Origin of the sequence: Staphylococcus sp. GDB9P120P (genome assembly GCF_017893435.1) — a bacterium.
Lineage (GTDB): Bacteria > Bacillota > Bacilli > Staphylococcales > Staphylococcaceae > Staphylococcus > Staphylococcus cohnii.
On record NZ_JAESNB010000010.1, the window covers coordinates 44272 to 65807 of the forward strand.

Here is a 21536-nt window from a genome sequence, read left to right on the forward strand (position 1 = left end):
TTAACTTAATCGTTTTCAATAAAACGATATACTATTTAGCAAACATGTTAAATCATTGGTATAATATATAAATGAATTCAACAGGAAAGGATGTTCTATAATTGCATAAAGATGACATCTTAAAAGAATTAGAAGCAATAGTTCCAAAAGATATTATAAAAGTTGACGAACCACTAAAGCGCTATACATACACTGAGACGGGAGGTCAAGCCGATTATTATTTATCTCCAACCCAAAATGAGCATGTCCAAGCTATCGTCCATTTTGCCTACACAAATGATATACCCGTCACATATCTAGGTAATGGTTCAAACATCATCATCCGTGAAGGTGGCATCAGAGGAATCGTTATCAGTTTACTTCAGTTAAATTATATTGATGTTTCTGATGATGCAATCATCTCAGGAAGCGGTGCTGCAATTATTGATGTGTCACGTACTGCACGTGATAATGCGCTTACTGGATTAGAATTTGCCTGTGGTATCCCAGGTTCAATTGGTGGCGCTGTATTTATGAATGCAGGTGCTTATGGTGGTGAAGTCAAAGATTGTATTGATTATGCACTATGTGTTAATGAAAAGGGAGATCTAATCACACTGACAAACAAAGAACTGGAGTTAGATTATCGTAATAGTATCGTCCAAAAAGAACACTTAGTTGTATTAGAAGCTGCATTTACATTAGCGCCTGGCAATTTACAAGATATCCAAGAGAAAATGGATGATTTGACTGATAGAAGAGAAACGAAACAACCTTTAGAATACCCATCTTGTGGTAGCGTCTTCCAAAGACCACCAGGACATTTTGCTGGTAAATTAATACAAGATTCAAACCTACAAGGCTATCGTATAGGTGGCGTAGAAGTATCTAAGAAACATGCAGGTTTTATGGTAAACGTTGATAAAGGTACTGCAACTGACTACGAAGATTTAATCCATCACGTGCAAAAAACGGTTAAAGCAAAATTTGATGTTGAACTTCATCCAGAAGTTAGAATAATTGGTGAACATCCTATTGAACGTTAGGAGTGTTATAAGATGCCGAAAGTATACGGTGCAACTGTAGATAATGAAACACGTTGTACACACTACCACACACCATTAGATGTAATAGCAATTAAATTCAAATGCTGTAATAAATACTATCCATGTTATAAATGTCATAATGAGGACACCTCTCATTCAATACAAAGATGGGATGCTGATGAATTTAATACAAAAGCTATTTTATGTGGTGTATGCAGACACGAAATGACAATCAATGAATATATGCTGATTGAAGCGTGTCCAAACTGTGATGCACATTTTAATAATCGTTGTAAATATCATTACAGCACTTACTTTTCTATATAATTAACGCTAAACAAAAAGAGCGACGCAGAAATTTATTTTCTAATCAAGTTTCTACGTCGCTCTTTTATCTATTTAAACCATTGTAAAAATAAACATAAACATGACATACACAAGTTCATTCAAACACTATCTTCCTATTGTGCGTTTATTTTGTCCTTTACAAATTGTACAAACGCTTCTGTATCACCTTTTTGTATATTTTTCATCGGCATAGGCCCAATATTAAACGTGAAATGAATGCGACCGTCTTCGTATGTAATTTTCTCTACTTCATCATAACCAATACTTCTATAATAGAATTCTCCATTCATATCTACATTTAAAATAATACGTTCATTTGTAGCAATAAATGCACCTTCAAATTCTGTAGAACCTTGTACAGAATACTCTATCGTACCTAGTACACTAGGACCTTTCTTTTCTGTTGGAAATAAATCATTTGGGTTTACATTATCTAAAATCATTTTTATGTCACCTTCTTTTACTATTTTTATTCATTATACAAGTTTTTAAATCAATTTATTACTTAAGTGCTCAATTCCATTCTAGTATTGAGCCAACCAAAAAACAATTGAGATTAGCACAGTTACATTTTATATCATCTTGTAAGCAGAACGCATCATCCATATCAAAAAAGCAGTGAATTCACGATTAAAGTGATTTTCACTGCTTTGAGTATGCATTATTAAGACAATCCCCACTCATGTCTATTATTATTTTTTATCTATTGCTTTTTCGACTTCTTCAATTTGTTTAATCGCAGTTGTTGTCGAACCACTTGAGAAGTACCAAAGTTTTGGATCTAATTCATATACTTTATCATGCTTAATCGCATCAACATCTTTGATGACATCATTACTCAATGCTTTTTTAGCAGTAGATTTACCTGCTACAGCTTGACCTCGGTCCATCGCAAAAATAATGCTAGGATTTTTTTCTGCAACATATTCATTTGTAACATTTTGGCCATGATTACTTTCTTTAATTTCTTTATCTGCTGGTGTAAAGCCCATTGTATTAAAAATCATAGAACCGAAACGTTCTCCAGGACCAAATGTTGATAATTCACCTTCATTTACTAACAAATATAACGCTTTTTGGTCTTTTAAATCTTTTGTTTTTTCTTTCATACTTGCTATTTTATCTTCTAATTTTTTATTAAGAGACTTAACTTTGTCTTCTTTTTGATAAATTTTACCTATTTTTTCAGCATTTGCTTTAAGCGACTTAACTTCATCTTTATTATCTACACCTATGTAAACAACTTTAGCATCTGGTGCAGCTTTTTTAAATTCATCTAAGTTTTTTTGGTTTGCTGTACGTCCAGATATGAATATCACTTCTGGTTTTGCTTCTGCAACCTTGTCAAAATTAACTTCTTTTAAACTACCAGTATTTAAATACTTATCATTTTTAAATTCACTTAAAAAATCTGGTAATGATTTAGCATCTTCACCTTTAGGAACTGCTTTAACTTTATCTTCAAGTCCTAATTCTTTTAATGTATCTAATGCACCATAATCAAACACAACTGCGTTTTTAGGATTTACTGGAACCTCAACTGTCTCTTTTACAGATTTAGCATCGCTTCCATCACGTTTTTCTCCATTAGCTTTATAATCATTTTCTATCTTAACTGTTTTATTTGATTCATTGCTATCTGATTTTGTATCCGATGACTTTTTATCGTCTGAGCCACCATTACTACATGCTACTAATAAAAACATTAAACCTATTACCATAAACAAAGCAAATTTCTTCATATGTTTAATCCTCCTGGAATACTAAAGTTAATCACCATTTCAATATGCCGTTTAAAATGAGCAACGTTGCAGCTGCATCACTCCCTTCAATATAAATCATTCCATTTTAAACGGATTGTAATATAGATAATTCATAATCTGCTGTTTCTTCATCAAAATATACACAAATGCGTTGTCCGCGAATTTCTTCAATTTTAACGTCCATATCGTACAATGTTTTGAGCGTATTTTCTTGTATAACTTCATCTTTAGTACTGGCTTTGACCATTTCTCCATCTTTCAATGCAATGATGTCATCCGAATAACACGAAGCAAAATTAATATCATGAATCACAACAACAATTGTTTTATTGAGTGATTTTGCGAGTTGACGTAACGTTTTCATGATTTGAACTGAATGTTTCATATCTAAATTATTTAATGGCTCATCCAGCAATATATACTCTGTGTCCTGCGCTATCGTCATAGCTACATATGCACGTTGTCGTTGGCCACCTGATAGTGTTTTTAGGTAACGATGTCTTATTTCTTTAAGATTCAATAACTCAAGTGCATACTCAACTTGCGCCCGATCTGCTTCATTTAAACGGCCTTTTGAATATGGGAATCTTCCAAAATTTACGAGTTGCTCAACAGTAATATTTAACTCAGTATGATTAGCCTGTTTCAAAATTGATAATTTTTTAGACAATTCATTACTCTTAAATTCAGAAATAGCTTTCCCTTCAATCTCAATTGTCCCTTTATCAAAATCGATCAGTCGTGTAATTGCTGAAAGTAAAGTACTCTTACCTGCACCATTTGGTCCTATCATTGAAGTTAAACGCCCTTTACTTATATCTACATTAATGTCATTTAAAATCGTTTTATCTTGAATGGTTTTATTTAATCCTTGAACACGTATCAATTCGCATGTCTCCTTTTAATTAATAGATAGATAAAGTACGTTCCACCTACTAAGTCAATAATGATACTTACTTGCGTCGTCGCTTCAAATAAATTTTCTACTACACCTTGTGCAATAAATAAACTCAACCAACTTAAACAGATTGTTGCGGGTAATATATATTTATGTTCATAGGTTTTCATCAATTCATGCGCTAGATTAACTGTTAACAATCCTAAAAATGTAATCGGACCTACCAATGAAGTAGAGACAGATACTAATATCGCAACAAGTATGAGCAATAATCTTGTAATCATTTTATAGGACAAACCTAAATTAATTGCTTGGTCTTTTCCTAATAAAAGCACATCTAAATATGGTATCGCAATCACTGTAATAATGATTAAAATAATTAATATAATGCCGCACAACATTACCAATTTACTATTGGAAGCATCAAAATTGGCAAACATTGAACTCTGAACTGCTAAAAAATCTTCAGGATTAATAATCAGTTCTAAAAATCCAGTTATACTTCTAAAGAAAGTACCTAATATAACACCAATGAGTAAAATTAAATATATCGACACATCGCCAATTCTAAAGATACCTTGAAATAATAATAATGAAAATACAATCATAACCAACAGCGAAGTAGCAAAACTTAAATATATATTAGTTACAAATGCAGACTGTACGCCAAACACAAATACTAGCAATACTTTCACAAACATATATACAGCATCAAGTCCCATAATTGATGGAGTCAATAAACGATTCGTTGTAATTGCTTGAAAGATGACTACTGAAGCTGCAATTGCTCCACCTACCAATATCATGAGCACAAGCTTTCGAAAACGACTGATAAACTGGTATCTAAAAATTTCAAAATCAATACCGATGAAAAGATATATTAAAGCAGCAATTAAAGTGACAGCAATTAATATCATTAACTTTGATTTAGCACTAATTTGCATAATTGTGTCTTCCTTTCATCAATAAGATCAAGAAAATAATCGTGCCAAAGACACCAATTGTTAAACCAATATTTATTTCATATGGATAGACAATAATCCTACCAATTATGTCAGAAAACATAACAAATACCGCCCCTAACATTGCTGTGTGAGGTAATGCTTGCTTTAAGTGGTCACCTCTGAATATTGACACAATATTCGGAACAATTAGACCTAAAAATGGCAGCGTTCCTACTGTAACAACTACAAGTGCTGTTATAGTTGCAGTTATAAATAAACCAATATTTATTATTTTTTCATAGTTGACGCCTAAGTTATTACTAAAATCTTTCCCCATCCCTGCAATCGTGAAATGATTGGCAAATATATATGTAAGTATCAATAAAGGAATGCTTAAGTATAATATTTCATATCTACCGCTCGTAATGACGGCAAAGTTTCCATTGAGCCAGTTGCCTACACTTTGTACAGTATTGGTTCTTAGAGCAAGAAAAGTTGCTAAGCTAGACACAATACCACCAAGCATAATACCTAAAAGCGGAATAAAAATAACATCAGTGAATCGTATGTATTGAACTAATTTAACAAATAAAAATGTGCCACCAATACTTAATATCACCGCAAATATTAATTTAATAATAATGTTTTCTTGCGGAAAAAATATCATTGATATTAAAATACCTAACTTTGCCCATTCCATAGTCCCTGCTGTCGTTGGGCTCACAAATTTATTTTGCATCATCTGCTGCATAATTAGTCCAGAAAGTGCTAAAGTACTTCCAGATATTAATATACTTATTGTTCTGGGTATCCTACTAGACACGATGATATTTAATTGTTCATGCGTTAAATGAAAAATATCAGTAATTGATACTTTGCTAACGCCTATAAATAAAGAAAGGATAGTTAAAAAGAATAAAATAATAGCTAAGACAACACCATTGAGTAAAAATTTCATAGTGAGTAATTAATCCTTTCATAAACGTCATGTTTTATTGAATGTGATAATCATTATCAATACCTATAAGTTAAATTTTATCATCTTTGCATGTAAATTCAATAGCTATAACAGAGATTATCAAAACAATTCTCTATTTATGTCAAAATTTTCAAAATAAAAACAAAACCTTTTAGTCAAATGTATTCTTTTGAATTTATGTATTTATAAAAATTTTTGACATTTCAGTTGGCTAACTAATGCAAATACTAAATAAATTTAAGCACGTGCTTAAATTAATTGTATTGGCACAAAATGTGTAAAATATTAGTGCAACGAACAAAACTTTAATAAATAAAAAACGTCAATCTCTATATAATTCCAATAGAAATTGACGTTTGTTGGTGCTTAAAATTTACTTATATTTCATACATCTGCTATCAACAACTTTTACATTATGATAGTTAAACAGTTGTAATTTAGTCTTCAAAAATAAAATCTTCATCTTGTAATGCTTCAACATTTAGCGCTAAAGTATAACCATCGCCTTTAACAGAGAAGAAATCATGGTTTTTTGTAGATGTGTCTAATGCATTTTCGATGATTGGATTAAATTCTCTTTCTTCAAAGTACGGGTCAAATCCAAGGTTTGATAGTGCTTTGTTACCATTATATCTTACATAGTTAAGCACATCTTCAGTTAAACCGATATCATCATATAAAGATTGTGTATAAGAAACTTCGTTTTTATATAGTTCATCTAATAATTTATACATTTCTTGGTCTGCTTGCTGTTTTTCACTTTCAGACAATTCATTGCGTAAACTTTGTGCGTCCATACCAGTAAATACACCATGAATAGATTCATCTAATAAAATTTTACGAATAATTTCTCCTGAAGTCGTCATTTTACCTTGTCCAGCTAAATATAAAGGATAATAGAAACCAGAATAGAATAAAAATGTTTCTAGAAAAACACTTGATACACGTGCAATATATTGATCATAAATAGATGCTTCTTTACCCCATAATTTATGATAATTATTTACAATTTTATCCGATTTAAATTTCAAATGTGGTTCTTCTAGGACCCATTTATCTAATAAATAGTTTGTTTCGCTAGATGGTAATAATGTTGTAAAGATGTGAGAATAACTTTTAGCATGAATTTGTTCCATCATCGCCATAAAGGAATATACCGCTTTTTTACGTAAATCTGTTGTATGTAACATAATTAATGGCATACCATCATCTGCTTGGTGTGTATCCAAACCAGTTAAACCTGCCAATGCCTTTTTAAATGCATTTTTTTCTTCATCAGATAATGTTTTCCAACTTGCAATATCTTTTGAAACTTTAAATTCAGTTTCTACCCACATTTGCGAAATATTTTGTCGCCAAAACATATTTGTCATATCTTCTTGAGTATTCCAATTGACTGCTTTCATTTAGATAATTCCCCTATCTAGTAAATATTTGTTTAATTTATAAAACACAGAAAGTGGGACAGAAATCTAAATATATTTTTAGATTTTCTATCCCTTTGCATAAGTGACTATATTTCTATAATGTCGATACACTTTGATTTAAATGACATTCACTTAATGCCTCACCTTTTTGCATTTAAAACATATGCGTTATTTCAAGATTCATATATCTTTTTCATTAATTAAAAAGTTTCGTTTTATATTGCACAGCTTGTACATTCTTCAACACTTAATAATTTATTTCTAGTGTAATATAAAGATTTCAATCCTTTATGATGTGCATAAACATATAATCTAGATAATTCACGTGTTGATATCTCTGAATTTACATAAAGAATTGTAGAAATACCTTGGTCCACATGTGTTTGAATCGTAGCTATTAAATCAATTAATTTCATTTGATCAGTATTAAATGCAGATTTGTAGTACCACATTGTTTCAGGTGATAAGAAAGGCATTGGGTAAAATGTTTCTGCATTACCATAAGTACGACGTTCAATTTGATCAACTATCGGCATAACTGAACTTGTCGCATTTTGTACATAAGAAATACTTTGTGTTGGTGCGATCGCTAAACGATATGCATGGAATAAACCGTGAGTTTCAACTTCTTTTTGTAATGCTTTCCAATCTTCAGGTGTAGGAATTTCTAAGCCTTCAAATAATTTACGTACTTTTTCATATTTTGGTGCAAATGTTTGCGAAGTGTAAAACTCAAAATATTTACCATTGGCATAATCTGACTTATCAAAGTCTTTAAATGTTTCTTGTCTATCTTTTGCAATTTCCATGGATCTTTCAATTGAATAGTAGTTCATCATCATGAAGAATATGTTAGCAAAATCTTTTGCTTCTTCAGATTCATAACCAATTTTATTTTTAGCAAGATAACCATGTAAATTCATAACGCCTAATCCAACTGAATGTAACTCACTATTAGCTTTTCTAACACCTGGGGCATTTTGAATATTTGCTTCATCACTAACCACTGTCAATGCATCCATACCTGTATGCACTGAATCTTTGAATTTTCCTGATTCCATAACATTAACAATATTTAAAGATCCTAAGTTACAAGATATATCGCGCTTGATTTCGTCTTCTGTACCGTAGTCATTAATAATAGACGTTTCTTGTAATTGGAAGATTTCTGTACATAAGTTACTCATTTTAATTTGACCAATATTAGAGTTAGGATGTACTTTATTCGCATTATCTTTAAACATTAGATAAGGATAACCAGATTGTAGTTGTGTTTGAGCAATCATATTTAGCATTTCACGAGCGTCTTTTTTCTTTTTATCAACATTTGGATTGGCTACTAAACTTTCATAGTATTCATCTAAATTAATATCATCTAACGTTACACCATATTCATTATAAACTGTATGTGGTGCAAACATATAAAAGTCTTTACCCTCTTTCGCCAATTCAAAGAATTTTGAAGGTACAATTAATCCAGTAGAAATGGTAGATAAACGTAAATCTTCATCTGCGTTAACTTTCTTTGTATCTAAAAATTCTTCTACATCGTAATGGAAAATATTTAAGTACACCGCACCAGCACCAGGACGTTGTCCTAATTGGTCTGCATAGCTAAATCCGCCTTCAAGAGATTTAGCAACAGGTAATACGCCTTTTGCTACACCTTTAATGCCTTTAATCGCTTCTCCTCTTGCACGCAATTTAGATAGGTTAATAGCAACACCGCCACCAATTTTACTTAACTGTTTCGCTGTAGAATCTATAAAATTGATTGAATTCAAACTGTCGTCTACTTCTAATAAGAAACATGACACGAGCTCACCACGACGCGCACGTCCTGCATTTAAAAACGTTGGCGTTGCTGGTTGGTAACGTTGTTCAATCATAGCTGAAATAAGTTGTCTAGCTGTCGGTTTATGACCATTTGCTAAATAAAGTGCAACAATCACAACATGTTGCTTATAATCTTCTAAGAATTGTGTTTTATCATTTGTCTTTAGCGCATAATCTTTAAAGAATTTACTAGCTGACATATAACTGGCAAAACGAAAGTCTATACTTTTAGCATAATCTGTAATTTCTTGTAAATCCGCTTCTGAATATTTTTCAAAAACATCAAAATAAAAATCGTTATCTACAAGATAGCGTAAACGTTCAATTTCAGTATCAAAATAGATTGTCTTATCTTGAATCTCTTCTAAATAAACTGCTAGCGCTTCTTGGTCTTTTTCCAAATTAAAGAAACCATTATCTTTTCGTTTTGTAACCTCATTATTTAATTCAATATGATTGTATTTCTTCTCGTCCATAATCTTCATTGAAATTTCCCACCTTATCTTTAAATTCATTTATATCGTCTGCAGTGCCCTGTACTTCAAACTTCAATAATAGTGGAACTTGATATCGTTCCGAAATTGATCGTCCAGCTTTTGCGAAATTTTGTCCCCAGTTACGATTTCCGCTCGCTGCAACAGCTTTTAACAAATCATCATTCACATCTAAAAACGCTTGAACTGGTTGGGGTACCTCACCAAATCCTATTGTTCCAGTGACCAAAACGAATGGCTCCTCTATTCTCTCTGAACAATTATTTTGCGTGATTTCCATAACATTTGTCAGTTCGGTTTTTTTTATAAATCTGCGCACATTGCCGGAAAACGAAAAATATACCACTTTCATTGGATCACCTTCTTTCTAATAGATATACGTAAGTTGGAAAATCAAAAAATGTAAGGCTTTCGAGGTGTTATTATTTGAATGTGTTTTAAATGATTGAAGTAACCACTATATATAGTAACTTGTAAATCTATAAGTAGGTATGTAAAAACTCAACATTTAAGTATTAATGCCTTATTTGTCATTATTCAAAGCCTAAAACTGTGTGATTTTACTTAAAATTTGATTTATTATAAATAAATTGACCACGTATCAAAACACAATATATTGTGTTTTGTCCTGGTCAGAAATACTATATTATGTGTTTCATTATACATAACTCATCGCCTTATTAAAAGTCTTTAATTTATGACAAAACGATGAAAACAGTATGAAAATGGCACCAATTCAACTTTAAAATCAATTTTAAAAATTTAAAAAATATTTTTGTCATTTTTAGAGTCTCAATGCTTGCTTTTTTTAATTTTCTTTTAAGCCTTGATATACCTGCATTACTTAATCTACCCTCATATATATTGCGCTTCATATATTATATTTTCGAACTAATTACTATTCTAAATTACTTTTAAATTTTCTCGATTATATGCTCCTAAACAGAACGTTTGTTCGTATATTATCTTAATATATTTCTACTTTAATTTCAAGCATATATACATTTTCTAATTAACTATGCTAATATAGATACGTTAAAATTTTAAAATTGAGGCGATGTATGTGAATCCAAAAATAAAAGGTATTATTGCTATTCTAATTTCTGCAGTTGGCTTTAGCTTTATGTCTGTCTTTTTTAGATTAGCTGGAGATCTCCCTGTCTTTCAAAAATCATTGGCAAGAAACCTAGTAGCGATGTTTATACCTTTGTATTTTATATTTAAATATAAGCAACCACTTTTTGGTAAATTAAGTAGTCAGCCTTTATTAATATCTCGTTCTGCACTTGGTTTGATTGGCGTATTATTAAATATATATGCCATCGACCATATGATACTCAGTGATGCAGACACATTAATGAAATTGAATCCCTTTTGGACGATACTACTTAGTTTAATTTTCTTAAATGAAAGAGTACGCAACTATCAATTTGTTGCTATGATTGTAGCCATTTTTGGTATGTTGTTCGTTGTAAAACCTGAGTTTTCCTCATCAATGATACCAGCGATTGGTGGATTGTTATCAGGTATCTTCGCGGCAAGTGCCTACACTTGTGTTAGAGCATTAAGTAGTAGAGAAGCACCTTATACGATTGTTTTTTATTTTTCTTTCTTTTCTATAATAGTTCTCATTCCATTTACGATTTTTACATTCGAACCAATGTCTGTCATGCAAGTTGTTTATTTAATCGGTGCTGGCTTAGCTGCAGCTGCTGGTCAAATAGGTATTACTTTAGCATATAGTTTTGCACCAGCTAAAGATATTTCAATATTTACGTACGCATCTATTATTTTCACTGCGTTATTTGGTTTTATTTTATTTGGCGAATCACCAGATTTCTATGCCATTTTAGGTTACATCATTATCATTGGTGCAAGTTATTATATGTTTGAAAAAGCCAGACGCCAACCGCTAACAATTCAGAAAAAGGAACAAAAATCTAAATATTAAAGGAGCAATTACAATGTCTGAAGGACGTAAACAAGAAGATTTAAATGACATTACTTTACTAGGAAACCAAAACAATAAGTATGATTTTGATTATCGACCAGATGTATTAGAATCATTTGATAATAAACATCCAGGCCGTGATTATTTTGTTAAATTTAATTGCCCTGAGTTCACATCTTTATGCCCTATTACAGGTCAACCTGATTTTGCTACAATTTATATTTCTTATATCCCAAATATTAAAATGCTCGAATCTAAATCATTAAAACTATATTTATTTAGCTTTAGAAATCATGGCGACTTTCATGAGGACTGTATGAATATTATTATGAATGATCTCATCGACTTAATGGACCCACATTATATAGAAGTTTGGGGCAAATTCACGCCTCGTGGTGGTATATCTATAGACCCTTATACAAATTATGGCCGCCCTGACAGTAAATATGAAAAAATGGCTGAACATCGTTTAATGAATCATGACCTCTATCCAGAAAAAATAGATAATCTTTAATTCATTCCTACTATGAATAATCCACACGAACTAAAAATAATTCGTGTGGATTATTTTTTTATTTATTTCACTTAGATATTAAAACGCTTACTTATATAATTTTGTACTATTGATATATACACTTGTTATTTATGTGAAAACATTATAAAATAAATCCAACCATTTAGGGGAGGGAAATTATGAAACAGATAAGTTACACGCACGAGGAAATTATGAAAAGTACTCCGAGAAAGGGGTTCTTCGGACATCCAAAAGGACTAGGAACACTGTTTTTCACTGAATTTTGGGAGAGATTCAGTTATTATGGTATGAAAGCGATACTAATATTTTATCTTTATTATAGTGTGGCTGAGGGTGGTTTTGGTTTAAGCCAAGCCGTGGCAATGCAAATTGTCGCAATTTACGGAACTTTAATTTATATGTCAGGTGTTATTGGGGCATGGATTGCAGATCGGATAACCGGGACACAAAGCGCTGTCTTCTACGGTGGATTCCTAATCATGATCGGGCATATTTTATTGTCATTACCTAATAATTTAACATTAGTAATGGTTGCGCTCGCAGTCATCATTGCAGGTACTGGTCTATTAAAACCAAATATTTCATCAACTGTTGGTGAACTGTATGATCGTAATGATGTAAGACGAGATGCTGCATTTACTTTATTCTATATGGGGATTAATTTTGGTAGTTTGTTTGCGCCATTACTTACAGGTTATTTACAAACTAGAGTAAGTTTCCATGCAGGTTTCTTAGTAGCTGCTATCGGCATGTTCTGTGGCTTAGTAGTATATGCACTAAAACGTAAGGTGAATTTAGGTTTGGCTGGTCGTAACGTGCCGAATCCTTTAACTAAACCAGAAATCAAAAAGTTCGTGTTATTTAGTTCAGGTATTATTGTATTATTTTTAGCATATTTATTAATTCTACATTTAAATAATGCCTTAAGCTTAGAAAACTTCAGCTTTTTAATTACCATTTTAGGTATCGTATTACCAATCTACTTGTTTATTAATATGATTTTACATAAAGACGTTACGAAAGATGAACGTTCACGTGTATATAGTTACATACCCTTGTATATTACATCTGTTGCTTTTTGGATGATACAAGAACAAGGGTCAACGATTCTCGCAACATTTGCAGATAAAAAGACACAACTAGAAATGTCTGTATTAACGAACGGATTAATTGATTTTTCAATTCCTGCCTCATGGGCACAATCTTTAAATCCATTGTTTATCATTCTCTTAGCGCCAGTCTTTGCAACGCTATGGGTTAAATTAGGTAAAAAGAATCCGCCTACGGTGCATAAATTTGCTTATGGTGCTATTATCGCTGGGTTCTCTTATCTAGTCATGATTATTCCATTGGCTACAGGCAATGACTTAATAAACCCATTATGGCTTGTACTCAGTTTCTTATTAATTACTATCGGTGAACTTTGTATTTCTCCAGTCGGTTTATCTACTACTACAAAACTAGCACCAGTCACATTCACGGCGCGTATGATGAGCTTGTGGATGTTAAGTAACGCAACAGCACAGGGACTTAATGCTCAACTTGTTGTTGTATACACAAAAATGGATCAAAGTGATTACTTTATGTATTCAGGATTAGTTGCAGTTGTTATCGGAGTTATATTATTGATTATTTCACCAAAAGTAAAACGTGCAATGAAAGGTATATATTAATCACTTAAACAATAATATTTTTTAATAAGCAATATAGAGATCGGATTTCAAAGATTTCTATATTGTTTATTTTTTTGTAAAAATACACCGTCGACAATTTAAATATAACTAAATAAAAATTTATGTTTATATACAGTGGTAATAAATCAGAATATTTTGAATATTGTTGTTTTGAGAATATTATTGAAATTTAATTTAATTAAGCGTAAAATCATTTTTATACATTCTTATAGGGAGTATGAAAGGATGGGAAATGTTTTTATGCAAAATCAAGATAAAGCCCATGAACAAGCGGTTCAATCTATTCCACAAAAAGGATTTTTTGGACATCCTAAGGGGCTAGGCGTATTATTCTTTGTTGAATTTTGGGAGAGGTTCAGCTACTACGGTATGCGTGCCCTGCTGATTTTCTACATGTATTTCGCTATTAAAGATGGCGGACTCGGCATGGATAAAGGCACTGCACAGTCTATTATGGCAGTATACGGTGCACTGATATACATGACATCTGTACTGGGTGGATGGATTTCCGATAGAATTACAGGGACACGCGCAGCAACATTTTACGGTGGCGTGTTGATCATTATTGGACATATCTTCTTAAGTTTACCTTTAGATATTATAGGACTATTTATTTCTATGTTCTTTATTATAGTAGGTTCTGGTTTAATGAAGCCAAGCATTTCAAATATTGTCGGTAGATTATACCCTGATAGAGATACACGTATAGATGCTGGTTTTGTTATATTCTATATGTCTGTTAACTTAGGTGGATTAATTTCACCAATTATTTTAGATCGCTTTGTACATACAGGTAACTTCCACGGTGGTTTCTTAATCGCTGCGATTGGTATGGCACTTGGACTCGTATGGTATATATTTTTCAATAAAAGAAATTTAGGGCAAATTGGTTCAAAACCAACAAACCCATTAAATAAAAGCGAGAAAAAGAAATATAGCATTTTATTTGCTGCAATCATCGTAATCATTGCAGCGGTATTATTAATTACCGGCTTAACAGGTACATTATCATTTAACTTAGTTAGTACAACGGTACTCATACTAGGTGTGGCATTACCTATCATATATTTCACAATTATGATTCGAAGTAAAGAAATCACAGACGATGAACGCTCAAGAGTAATAGCGTTTATACCACTATTTATACTCGGTGTAATATTCTGGTCTATTCAAGAACAGGGTGCCAATGTACTTAACCTCTTTGCGTTTGAAAGCAGTGATATGAAATTAAATCTATTTGGATGGAAAGCAGATTTCGGTCCTACGCTCTTCCAGTCGATCAATCCATTATTTATTGTATTACTAGCACCAGTAGTTTCACTGATTTGGGCAAAAATGGCTCGACGCCAACCAAGTATAGCCACAAAATTTGTTCTAGGGGCAATATTAGCAGGTGCTTCTTACATAATGATTGGTTTTATCGGTCATTCAGCTGGTGGTACTGATATTAGTGTCAACTGGGTTATTTTATCTTATATCATCTGTGTAATCGGTGAACTTTGTTTATCGCCTACAGGTAACAGTGCAGCAGTTAAACTTGCTCCAAAAGCTTTCAATACACAAATGATGAGTTTATGGCTGTTAACTAATGCCTGTGCACAGGCTATAAATGGTACATTAGTAAAACTAATCGAACCTCTTGGACACAAAAACTACTTCCTATTTTTAGGTAGTATTGCAGTTGTAGTTAGTTTAATTGTTTTAGCATTTGTACCAAAAATCATCAAAGGTATGCGTGGCATTAAATAGCGCATGCAAAAGGCCCTCTTCTCAATTTATTGAGTTAGTGGGCTTTTTCCATGTGCTAAAGCTTAGGTAAACATCGACCTAATTATCCTTGTATAATAGTATGAAGAAATCATTTGAAATGAAATAGATGTTTCGCCCGCCAAAATATATTTATAACTATAGAAATATGGGTAAAGTGAATAAGCAACAAAATTTAAAAGAATATGGTGAAGAAAATTGGAAAATACTAAATTCAAACACGGTGTCTTATTTTATCATGAATATAGTGGTATTAAAGATATATATCGAGGACTGGGAGATGTAGCAGCTTCTTTAACTACGTTTTGTAAACATCTGTCAATCCAACTAAGTGAAGATGAAGGTGATATCATAAGATTTTGCCAGAAGATTAAAGATCAAAGTTACAGTGACGATGTAGATATCATTTTTCTCCTTGGTGGAGATGGTACTGTCAACGAATTAATCAATGGCATGATGCAACATGAATTGAATATCCCTATTGGTATTATTCCAGGTGGTACGTTTAATGATTTCGTTAAAACATTAAACCTAAGTCCACGTCATAAAATAGCCAGTCAACAACTTATTCAATCAGAGTTACAATCTTATGATGTTATGAAAATAAATGATCAGTATGCACTAAACTTTGCTGGATTGGGTCTCATTGTTCAAAATGCAGAAAATGTTCAAAATGGCAATAAAGACATTTTTGGGAAATTGAGCTACGTAGGGTCTACTGTTAAAACTTTACTTAATCCAGAGCACTTTGATTATCAATTAACCGTTGATGGTAAAGTCATTGATGGTAATACTGCCATGCTTGTTGTTGCTAATGGGTCATTTATAGGAGGCAGTCGCATACCTTTAACAGACCTTTCGCCTAGTGATGGTTATCTGAATTTATTTATCTTCAAAGAACACAGTTCAAGTGTACTGAGTGATATATTTAAACAAAGAGACAGCATGAACTGGAACCACATGACAGAAGGTATTCAGCATTTATTAGCCAAAGATATCAAAATAGAGACTAAGCCTGAAATGAAAGTAGATATCGATGGTGAAATTGCATTAAAAACACCCATCCATATCGAAGTTATACCAAAAGCAATTCAAATTTTAACGTTACCTGAAGACACACCCGATACTGAATATGAATAAATACACTATATATAAAATGATGAATAAAAAGGACTAATCCACGCAAATATGGATTAGTCCTTTTGATATAGTGTTAGGACGTGTTTACTTACTTGAAATATAGATAGCCCATAATCTTTCCCTCATGACATATTCAAATGTCCACACATTTTAAGTAAAACATCATTAAATTTCATATTTAAACACCGAAAACATATTCATGTCATTTGTATTATATATCGTAATCACGATCACCTAAGAAATATTTTTCAACATCATACCAATCATTCACACGTGTAAAACGATCATCGTTAACATTATGTGATGCTGTATACATAATTGGTTTACCAGTAAATATAGCTAACTGACGAGGGTTGTCATCTATGAGATAGTCCGCGTTTACGATATCTTTACGACCACAAAAAACAAAATGCTGTGGGTCTAAAAACGGAAAATACTCTCTTAACCATGCATATTTATCATGAAACGATGTAGGAACGTCCATTGCAGCAGTAGCAATATAGACATCATAATACTCAGTTAGTTTTTTCACAACTTCTTGTGAATGTGCCATCACTTTTAATTTTTTGAAAAAACCTGGTTCGCGTAAAATTTCATGCAATAACCCATCATGTTCAGGCATAGCATGACGTAATTTTTTACCATCCAACATATCATATGTTATTCCTAAATCTGTACGTTTATTCACATCTTCAATCAATGCACCTACTGTATCAGCAAGTACTTCATCCATATCAATAGCAATTGATTTTCTAGTCATCTCGTACTCTACTCCCTTTTAAGTTCTTGTTCATTAACAATGATAACGCATTATTACATTGGTCATCTTAGAACATGATCTTGTTTATCACTATTAGTATAGCAAAAAACGTTCAATGAAACCAAAATTGTATATGAGCATATCATAATATACTATATAAATTAATTATTTTCATTATATAGTTTAAGCTTTATACATTTTAATTTATTGAACGTTATAAATACTGCTTTTTATAAATCAAAGTTATTTAATACTTCGATCATTTTATCATTTTGCTCAGGGAAACCAATCGTAATTCTGACACCATTCGGAAATTCTCTTGTAATGCACCCTTGTTTTAACAATGCTTCATATAATTCGTGAGGTCGCGACGTGTTCACAAAAATAAAGTTCGTTTGGCTTGGATTTAATTTATGACTACTAACTGAATCAAAGAATTTTGCTCTTTCTTGTGCATTTTTTTCACGAATAGAATCTAAATAATCTTGATCTTCTAACGCAGCAAGTGCAGCGTGTTCTGATAATCGCCCTACATTAAATGGTGGTCGTATAATATTCCATTTTTCAATCGCTTCTTGAGCAGCAATCACATATCCAATACGCATGCCGGCTAATCCATATGCTTTAGAAAATGTTCTCAGTAAGAAAGCATTTGGAAATTGTTCTTGTAAAGCTAATGAATTCGGAAAGTCTTCAGCTGTCGCGAATTCAACATAAGCTTCATCTATAATTACCGGTATATCTTGAGGTACACGTGATAAGAATCGTTGCAAGTCTTCATGAGTAAAGTATGTGCCGGTAGGATTATTAGGGTTACACAACCATACAAGTTTAGTGTAGTCATCAACTTCAGAAAGTATGCCTTCTAAATCAAATCCACCATCTTTTAGTGGTACTTGTACAACATCTGCTGCTTCAACTATGGCATTATGATAATACTGACCAAAAGTCATTTCACTTGTAACAATTTTATCTCCTTTGGTTAAAACAGCACGTGAAATCATTAATATCACTTCATCTAATCCTGCACCAAATAAAATACGTGCTGGGTCAACATTCAAATGTTTACTTATCGCTTCTTTAATTAACGGAGAACCCGTTTCAGGATAAAATTGCAATTCATCTAAATGCTGTGTGATTGCGTCTTTCACTTTAGGTGACGGTCCATATAAATTTTCATTAGAAGCTAATTTATAAAGTTCACCCTCAATCCCGTATTGTTCTTTTAGTGCTCTTGGTGATAAACCTGGTTGATATGCTGATAATTGCTCTATTTGTTTTTTCATTGTTGATTCGGGCCTCCTTAAATTTACAGAAATTTCAAAACTTAGTAACCATTATATACCTTATTTCCATTGAAAATCAATGTAACTTAAATTTTTAAAGCTAGAATTTAATCAAATATAAATACGAGTTCAACTTAATGCATTTTTGTCCGTAGTAAAATGCATTGTTAAACTCGTATTGTCTTATGAATTAATCAATTAAATGATGTTTCTCTAGATAGTTTTTTGCTACCTCATATGGATCTTCTTTTTTTACTGTAACTTCATAATTCATTTCTTGCATATCTTCATCAGAAATCTTACCTGCTAATTTATTAAGCGGTGCTTTAATTTCAGGATGATCTTTTAAATACGATGTTTTAAACATAGGAGCGCCTTGATATGGAGGGAATACTTTTTTATCATCTTCTAATACAACCATATCATATTGTTTTAATTCAGCATCTGTTGAATATGCGTCGATTAAATTAATATCTCCGCTTTCAACTGCTTGATATCTTAATTTCGGCTCCATCGTCTTCACGTCACCGAAATCTAAATCATATGCTTTTTTAACAGCTGGGTAACCATCCTCACGATCATTAAACTCTAATGTGAAACCTGGTTTAATTTGATCGCTCACTTTGTTTAAGTCACCTATCGTTTTAATATTATGCTTTTTCGCAAAATCTTTTTTCACCGCTAATGAATAAGTATTATTATATTGCATTGGCTTTAACATAGTCATATCGTATTTATCTTCTAAACTTGATTTTGCTTGTTGATATACTTTATTTTCTTGTTTAGACTTCAAATCTTCTTTTGTTAACTCTCCAAGTACAGTACCCGTAAACTCAAGGTAGCCATCTATATCGTCAGATTTCAAGGCATTAAATAGGAATGAAGTTTTCCCCATGCCATCTTTCACTTCTACTGTATCATCTGTTTCTTCTTCAATTAAAATTTTATACATATTAGTAATTACAGATGGTTCTGACCCAAGTTTACCTGCTAATGTAATTTTATCTCCTTTTTGAGCAAACATTGGTCCAATAATCACTAATAACAGTATTATAATAATTGCACCAAGAGAAATAAGCAATTTTTTATAGGATAGTTTTTGCATATAACGTAAAACTAAATCAAATAGAATTGCTAATAAAGCTGCAGGAATCGCACCAATAATAATCAATGATGTGTCATTTCGATCTATACCTAAAAGAATCAAATCACCAAGACCACCTGCACCAATTAACGCTGCTAATGTAGCAGTACCTATAATCAATACCATTGCTGTTCTAATACCCGCCATAATTACTGGCATGGCTATTGGCAATTCCACTTTCGTTAATCTTCGACCTGGTTTCATACCGATACCCTTAGCTGCTTCAATTAACGAGCTATCTACCTCATTGATACCTGTGTATGTATTTCTTAATATCGGCAACAATGCATAAACTACTAATGCGATCACTGCTGGTACCTTACCTATACCAAACAGCGGTATCATCAAACCAAGCAAAGCTAATGATGGAATTGTCTGTAACACGGCTGCGATATTCATCACAACCTCAGAAACCTTGCGTGTCTTTGTGAGTAAAATGCCTAGCGGTACCCCAATTACTGCAGCAATGAGCAATGCAATAAACGATATTTGGATATGTTCAAATATGGTAGTTAACAATTGTCCTTTCCGATCTGAAAGTGTATTTATTAATTCATTCATCTTTGACTACCCCCTGTATGCTCCGATAGATATTTAAACATATCTTCGCGTTTAAGCACATGCTGTGTAGCAGTCGAATCATCATTAATAATGATTGCATCGTGGTTAGCTAAATCACTATAAATGCTTTTAATAGACGCGTTACTATTAACAATAGGATAACCTTTGGTAGCTTCCTGTTCATTAATCGTTAATTCACCGATAAGTTCTGATAGTTTTACGTCTTTTTCTATTTTCAGTGATTTATCCCCAACAAATTGTCTTACAAAATCACTTTTAGGATGATTAACCATATTGTCAGGTGTATCTATTTGCTCTACATGTCCTTTGTTTAATAGACAAATTCTATCAGCTAGCTTCATCGCTTCTTGTATATCATGTGTTACAAAAACGATTGTTTTTTTAATTTTTTGCTGTAATGCTATTAAATCATCCTGCAGCTTTTCTCTGCTAATTGGATCTAATGCACTGAAAGGTTCGTCCATCAGAATAACTGGTGGATCTGCAGCTAATGCACGTACCACACCAACACGTTGTTGTTGTCCACCTGATAATTCATCTGGTTTTCTATCTTTAAATAGTTCTGGCTCTAAACCAACCATATTTAATAACTCATCTATACGTTTATCAATATCTGCTTCTTTCCATTTTTTCATTTGTGGCACTTGTGCAATATTCTCTTTTATCGTTAAATGCGGAAATAATGCAATTTGTTGTAAAACATAACCAATATCCCAGCGCATTTCATATACTGGATAGTCACTAATTGGTTTCCCTTTAAAATAAATGAATCCCTCTGTTAATGAAATTAAACGATTAATCATTTTTAATGTCGTTGTTTTACCACAACCTGAAGGTCCGATTAAAACAAAAAATTCACCTTCTTTTATATTAAAGCTAAGATCATCTACAGCTTTCTTATCCCCATAACGTTTCATAACATTTTTAAATTCTATCAATTTGTCACCCTCACTCTTCTCATTG

19 protein-coding genes are annotated in these 21536 nt (G+C 32.2%); 7 read left to right on the forward strand and 12 right to left on the reverse strand.

The window, feature by feature from the left end; all coding sequences use genetic code 11:
- Window positions 1–101: 101 nt before the first annotated feature.
- Window positions 102–1025: a UDP-N-acetylmuramate dehydrogenase gene (murB, locus tag KA856_RS11050; protein WP_107385209.1), complete on the forward strand. Its 924-nt coding sequence runs from the start codon at window positions 102–104 to the stop codon at window positions 1023–1025.
- Window positions 1026–1037: 12 nt separating this feature from the next.
- Complete coding sequence (locus KA856_RS11055; RefSeq protein WP_107385210.1) at window positions 1038–1352, forward strand: CHY zinc finger protein; 315 nt, start codon at window positions 1038–1040, stop codon at window positions 1350–1352.
- Window positions 1353–1486: 134 nt separating this feature from the next.
- Here KA856_RS11055 and KA856_RS11060 read toward each other — a convergent pair whose 3' ends face one another.
- The 8 genes from KA856_RS11060 to nrdI all read right to left on the reverse strand — a co-directional run bounded on the left by KA856_RS11060 (window position 1487) and on the right by nrdI (window position 10066).
- Window positions 1487–1816, reverse strand: a complete 330-nt coding sequence (locus KA856_RS11060; protein WP_181187435.1) for a PH domain-containing protein — start codon at window positions 1814–1816, stop codon at window positions 1487–1489.
- 249 nt (window positions 1817–2065) lie between these two features.
- Window positions 2066–3115 carry a ferrated catecholamine ABC transporter substrate-binding lipoprotein SstD gene (locus KA856_RS11065; protein ID WP_107385212.1) on the reverse strand — a complete coding sequence of 350 codons (1050 nt, stop codon included), beginning with the start codon at window positions 3113–3115 and terminating at the stop codon, window positions 2066–2068.
- 106 nt (window positions 3116–3221) lie between these two features.
- The gene (locus tag KA856_RS11070; protein WP_040030228.1) at window positions 3222–4022 is read right to left on the reverse strand and encodes an iron ABC transporter ATP-binding protein; all 801 of its coding nucleotides are present in this window, start codon (window positions 4020–4022) and stop codon (window positions 3222–3224) included.
- Window positions 4019–4978 (reverse strand): iron chelate uptake ABC transporter family permease subunit, encoded by a 960-nt coding sequence (locus KA856_RS11075; RefSeq protein ID WP_107385213.1) that lies wholly within the window; start codon window positions 4976–4978, stop codon window positions 4019–4021. Before KA856_RS11075 ends, KA856_RS11070 begins: the two co-directional genes overlap by 4 nt.
- Window positions 4968–5936: an ABC transporter permease gene (locus KA856_RS11080; protein WP_181187434.1), complete on the reverse strand. Its 969-nt coding sequence runs from the start codon at window positions 5934–5936 to the stop codon at window positions 4968–4970. Before KA856_RS11080 ends, KA856_RS11075 begins: the two co-directional genes overlap by 11 nt.
- A 458-nt stretch (window positions 5937–6394) precedes the next feature.
- Window positions 6395–7363, reverse strand: coding sequence for a class 1b ribonucleoside-diphosphate reductase subunit beta (gene nrdF, locus KA856_RS11085; protein ID WP_019469517.1), 969 nt, complete (start codon window positions 7361–7363; stop codon window positions 6395–6397).
- 236 nt (window positions 7364–7599) lie between these two features.
- The gene (gene nrdE / locus KA856_RS11090) at window positions 7600–9705 is read right to left on the reverse strand and encodes a class 1b ribonucleoside-diphosphate reductase subunit alpha (protein ID WP_107521312.1); all 2106 of its coding nucleotides are present in this window, start codon (window positions 9703–9705) and stop codon (window positions 7600–7602) included.
- Window positions 9668–10066 (reverse strand): class Ib ribonucleoside-diphosphate reductase assembly flavoprotein NrdI, encoded by a 399-nt coding sequence (nrdI, locus tag KA856_RS11095; protein WP_107385216.1) that lies wholly within the window; start codon window positions 10064–10066, stop codon window positions 9668–9670. Before nrdI ends, nrdE begins: the two co-directional genes overlap by 38 nt.
- Before the next feature lie 711 nt (window positions 10067–10777).
- On the opposite strand from nrdI, the gene KA856_RS11100 reads away from it, so the two are divergent.
- From KA856_RS11100 to KA856_RS11120, 5 genes are all read left to right on the forward strand, one after another.
- Entirely contained in the window at window positions 10778–11665 is an 888-nt protein-coding gene (locus KA856_RS11100; RefSeq protein WP_107505192.1) for a DMT family transporter, read from the forward strand.
- Window positions 11666–11678: 13 nt separating this feature from the next.
- Window positions 11679–12179 carry a preQ(1) synthase gene (gene queF / locus KA856_RS11105; protein WP_210138682.1) on the forward strand — a complete coding sequence of 167 codons (501 nt, stop codon included), beginning with the start codon at window positions 11679–11681 and terminating at the stop codon, window positions 12177–12179.
- A gap of 179 nt (window positions 12180–12358) precedes the next feature.
- The gene (locus tag KA856_RS11110) at window positions 12359–13873 is read left to right on the forward strand and encodes a peptide MFS transporter (RefSeq protein ID WP_107505191.1); all 1515 of its coding nucleotides are present in this window, start codon (window positions 12359–12361) and stop codon (window positions 13871–13873) included.
- Between the two features lie 261 nt (window positions 13874–14134).
- A complete protein-coding gene (locus tag KA856_RS11115; protein WP_107505190.1) occupies window positions 14135–15643 on the forward strand; it encodes a peptide MFS transporter in 1509 nt (502 codons plus the stop codon).
- A gap of 216 nt (window positions 15644–15859) precedes the next feature.
- Entirely contained in the window at window positions 15860–16801 is a 942-nt protein-coding gene (locus KA856_RS11120) for a diacylglycerol/lipid kinase family protein (protein ID WP_107505189.1), read from the forward strand.
- A gap of 211 nt (window positions 16802–17012) precedes the next feature.
- Here the strand turns inward: KA856_RS11120 and KA856_RS11125 are convergent, their stop codons facing one another.
- From KA856_RS11125 to KA856_RS11140, 4 genes are all read right to left on the reverse strand, one after another.
- Entirely contained in the window at window positions 17013–17561 is a 549-nt protein-coding gene (locus KA856_RS11125) for a 5' nucleotidase, NT5C type (RefSeq protein ID WP_107505188.1), read from the reverse strand.
- Between the two features lie 230 nt (window positions 17562–17791).
- Window positions 17792–18847 carry a histidinol-phosphate transaminase gene (hisC, locus tag KA856_RS11130; RefSeq protein ID WP_107384934.1) on the reverse strand — a complete coding sequence of 352 codons (1056 nt, stop codon included), beginning with the start codon at window positions 18845–18847 and terminating at the stop codon, window positions 17792–17794.
- A 190-nt stretch (window positions 18848–19037) separates the two neighbouring features.
- Window positions 19038–20552, reverse strand: a complete 1515-nt coding sequence (locus KA856_RS11135; RefSeq protein WP_107384933.1) for an ABC transporter permease/substrate-binding protein — start codon at window positions 20550–20552, stop codon at window positions 19038–19040.
- The gene (locus KA856_RS11140; RefSeq protein ID WP_107384932.1) at window positions 20549–21511 is read right to left on the reverse strand and encodes an ABC transporter ATP-binding protein; all 963 of its coding nucleotides are present in this window, start codon (window positions 21509–21511) and stop codon (window positions 20549–20551) included. The genes KA856_RS11135 and KA856_RS11140 overlap by 4 nt, the downstream gene beginning before the upstream one ends.
- Between the last annotated feature and the right edge of the window lie 25 nt (window positions 21512–21536).

Coding starts and splice junctions, on each gene's coding strand:
- KA856_RS11065 (WP_107385212.1), bottom strand. CDS start 3,115: ATGAAGAAATTTGCTTTGTTTATGGTAATAGGTTTAATGTTTTTATTA.
- nrdF (WP_019469517.1), bottom strand. CDS start 7,363: ATGAAAGCAGTCAATTGGAATACTCAAGAAGATATGACAAATATGTTT.
- KA856_RS11135 (WP_107384933.1), bottom strand. CDS start 20,552: ATGAATGAATTAATAAATACACTTTCAGATCGGAAAGGACAATTGTTA.
- KA856_RS11125 (WP_107505188.1), bottom strand. CDS start 17,561: ATGACTAGAAAATCAATTGCTATTGATATGGATGAAGTACTTGCTGAT.
- KA856_RS11055 (WP_107385210.1), top strand. CDS start 1,038: ATGCCGAAAGTATACGGTGCAACTGTAGATAATGAAACACGTTGTACA.
- nrdE (WP_107521312.1), bottom strand. CDS start 9,705: ATGAAGATTATGGACGAGAAGAAATACAATCATATTGAATTAAATAAT.
- KA856_RS11060 (WP_181187435.1), bottom strand. CDS start 1,816: ATGATTTTAGATAATGTAAACCCAAATGATTTATTTCCAACAGAAAAG.
- KA856_RS11110 (WP_107505191.1), top strand. CDS start 12,359: ATGAAACAGATAAGTTACACGCACGAGGAAATTATGAAAAGTACTCCG.
- KA856_RS11075 (WP_107385213.1), bottom strand. CDS start 4,978: ATGCAAATTAGTGCTAAATCAAAGTTAATGATATTAATTGCTGTCACT.
- KA856_RS11080 (WP_181187434.1), bottom strand. CDS start 5,936: ATGAAATTTTTACTCAATGGTGTTGTCTTAGCTATTATTTTATTCTTT.
- hisC (WP_107384934.1), bottom strand. CDS start 18,847: ATGAAAAAACAAATAGAGCAATTATCAGCATATCAACCAGGTTTATCA.
- KA856_RS11115 (WP_107505190.1), top strand. CDS start 14,135: ATGCAAAATCAAGATAAAGCCCATGAACAAGCGGTTCAATCTATTCCA.
- nrdI (WP_107385216.1), bottom strand. CDS start 10,066: ATGAAAGTGGTATATTTTTCGTTTTCCGGCAATGTGCGCAGATTTATA.
- queF (WP_210138682.1), top strand. CDS start 11,679: ATGTCTGAAGGACGTAAACAAGAAGATTTAAATGACATTACTTTACTA.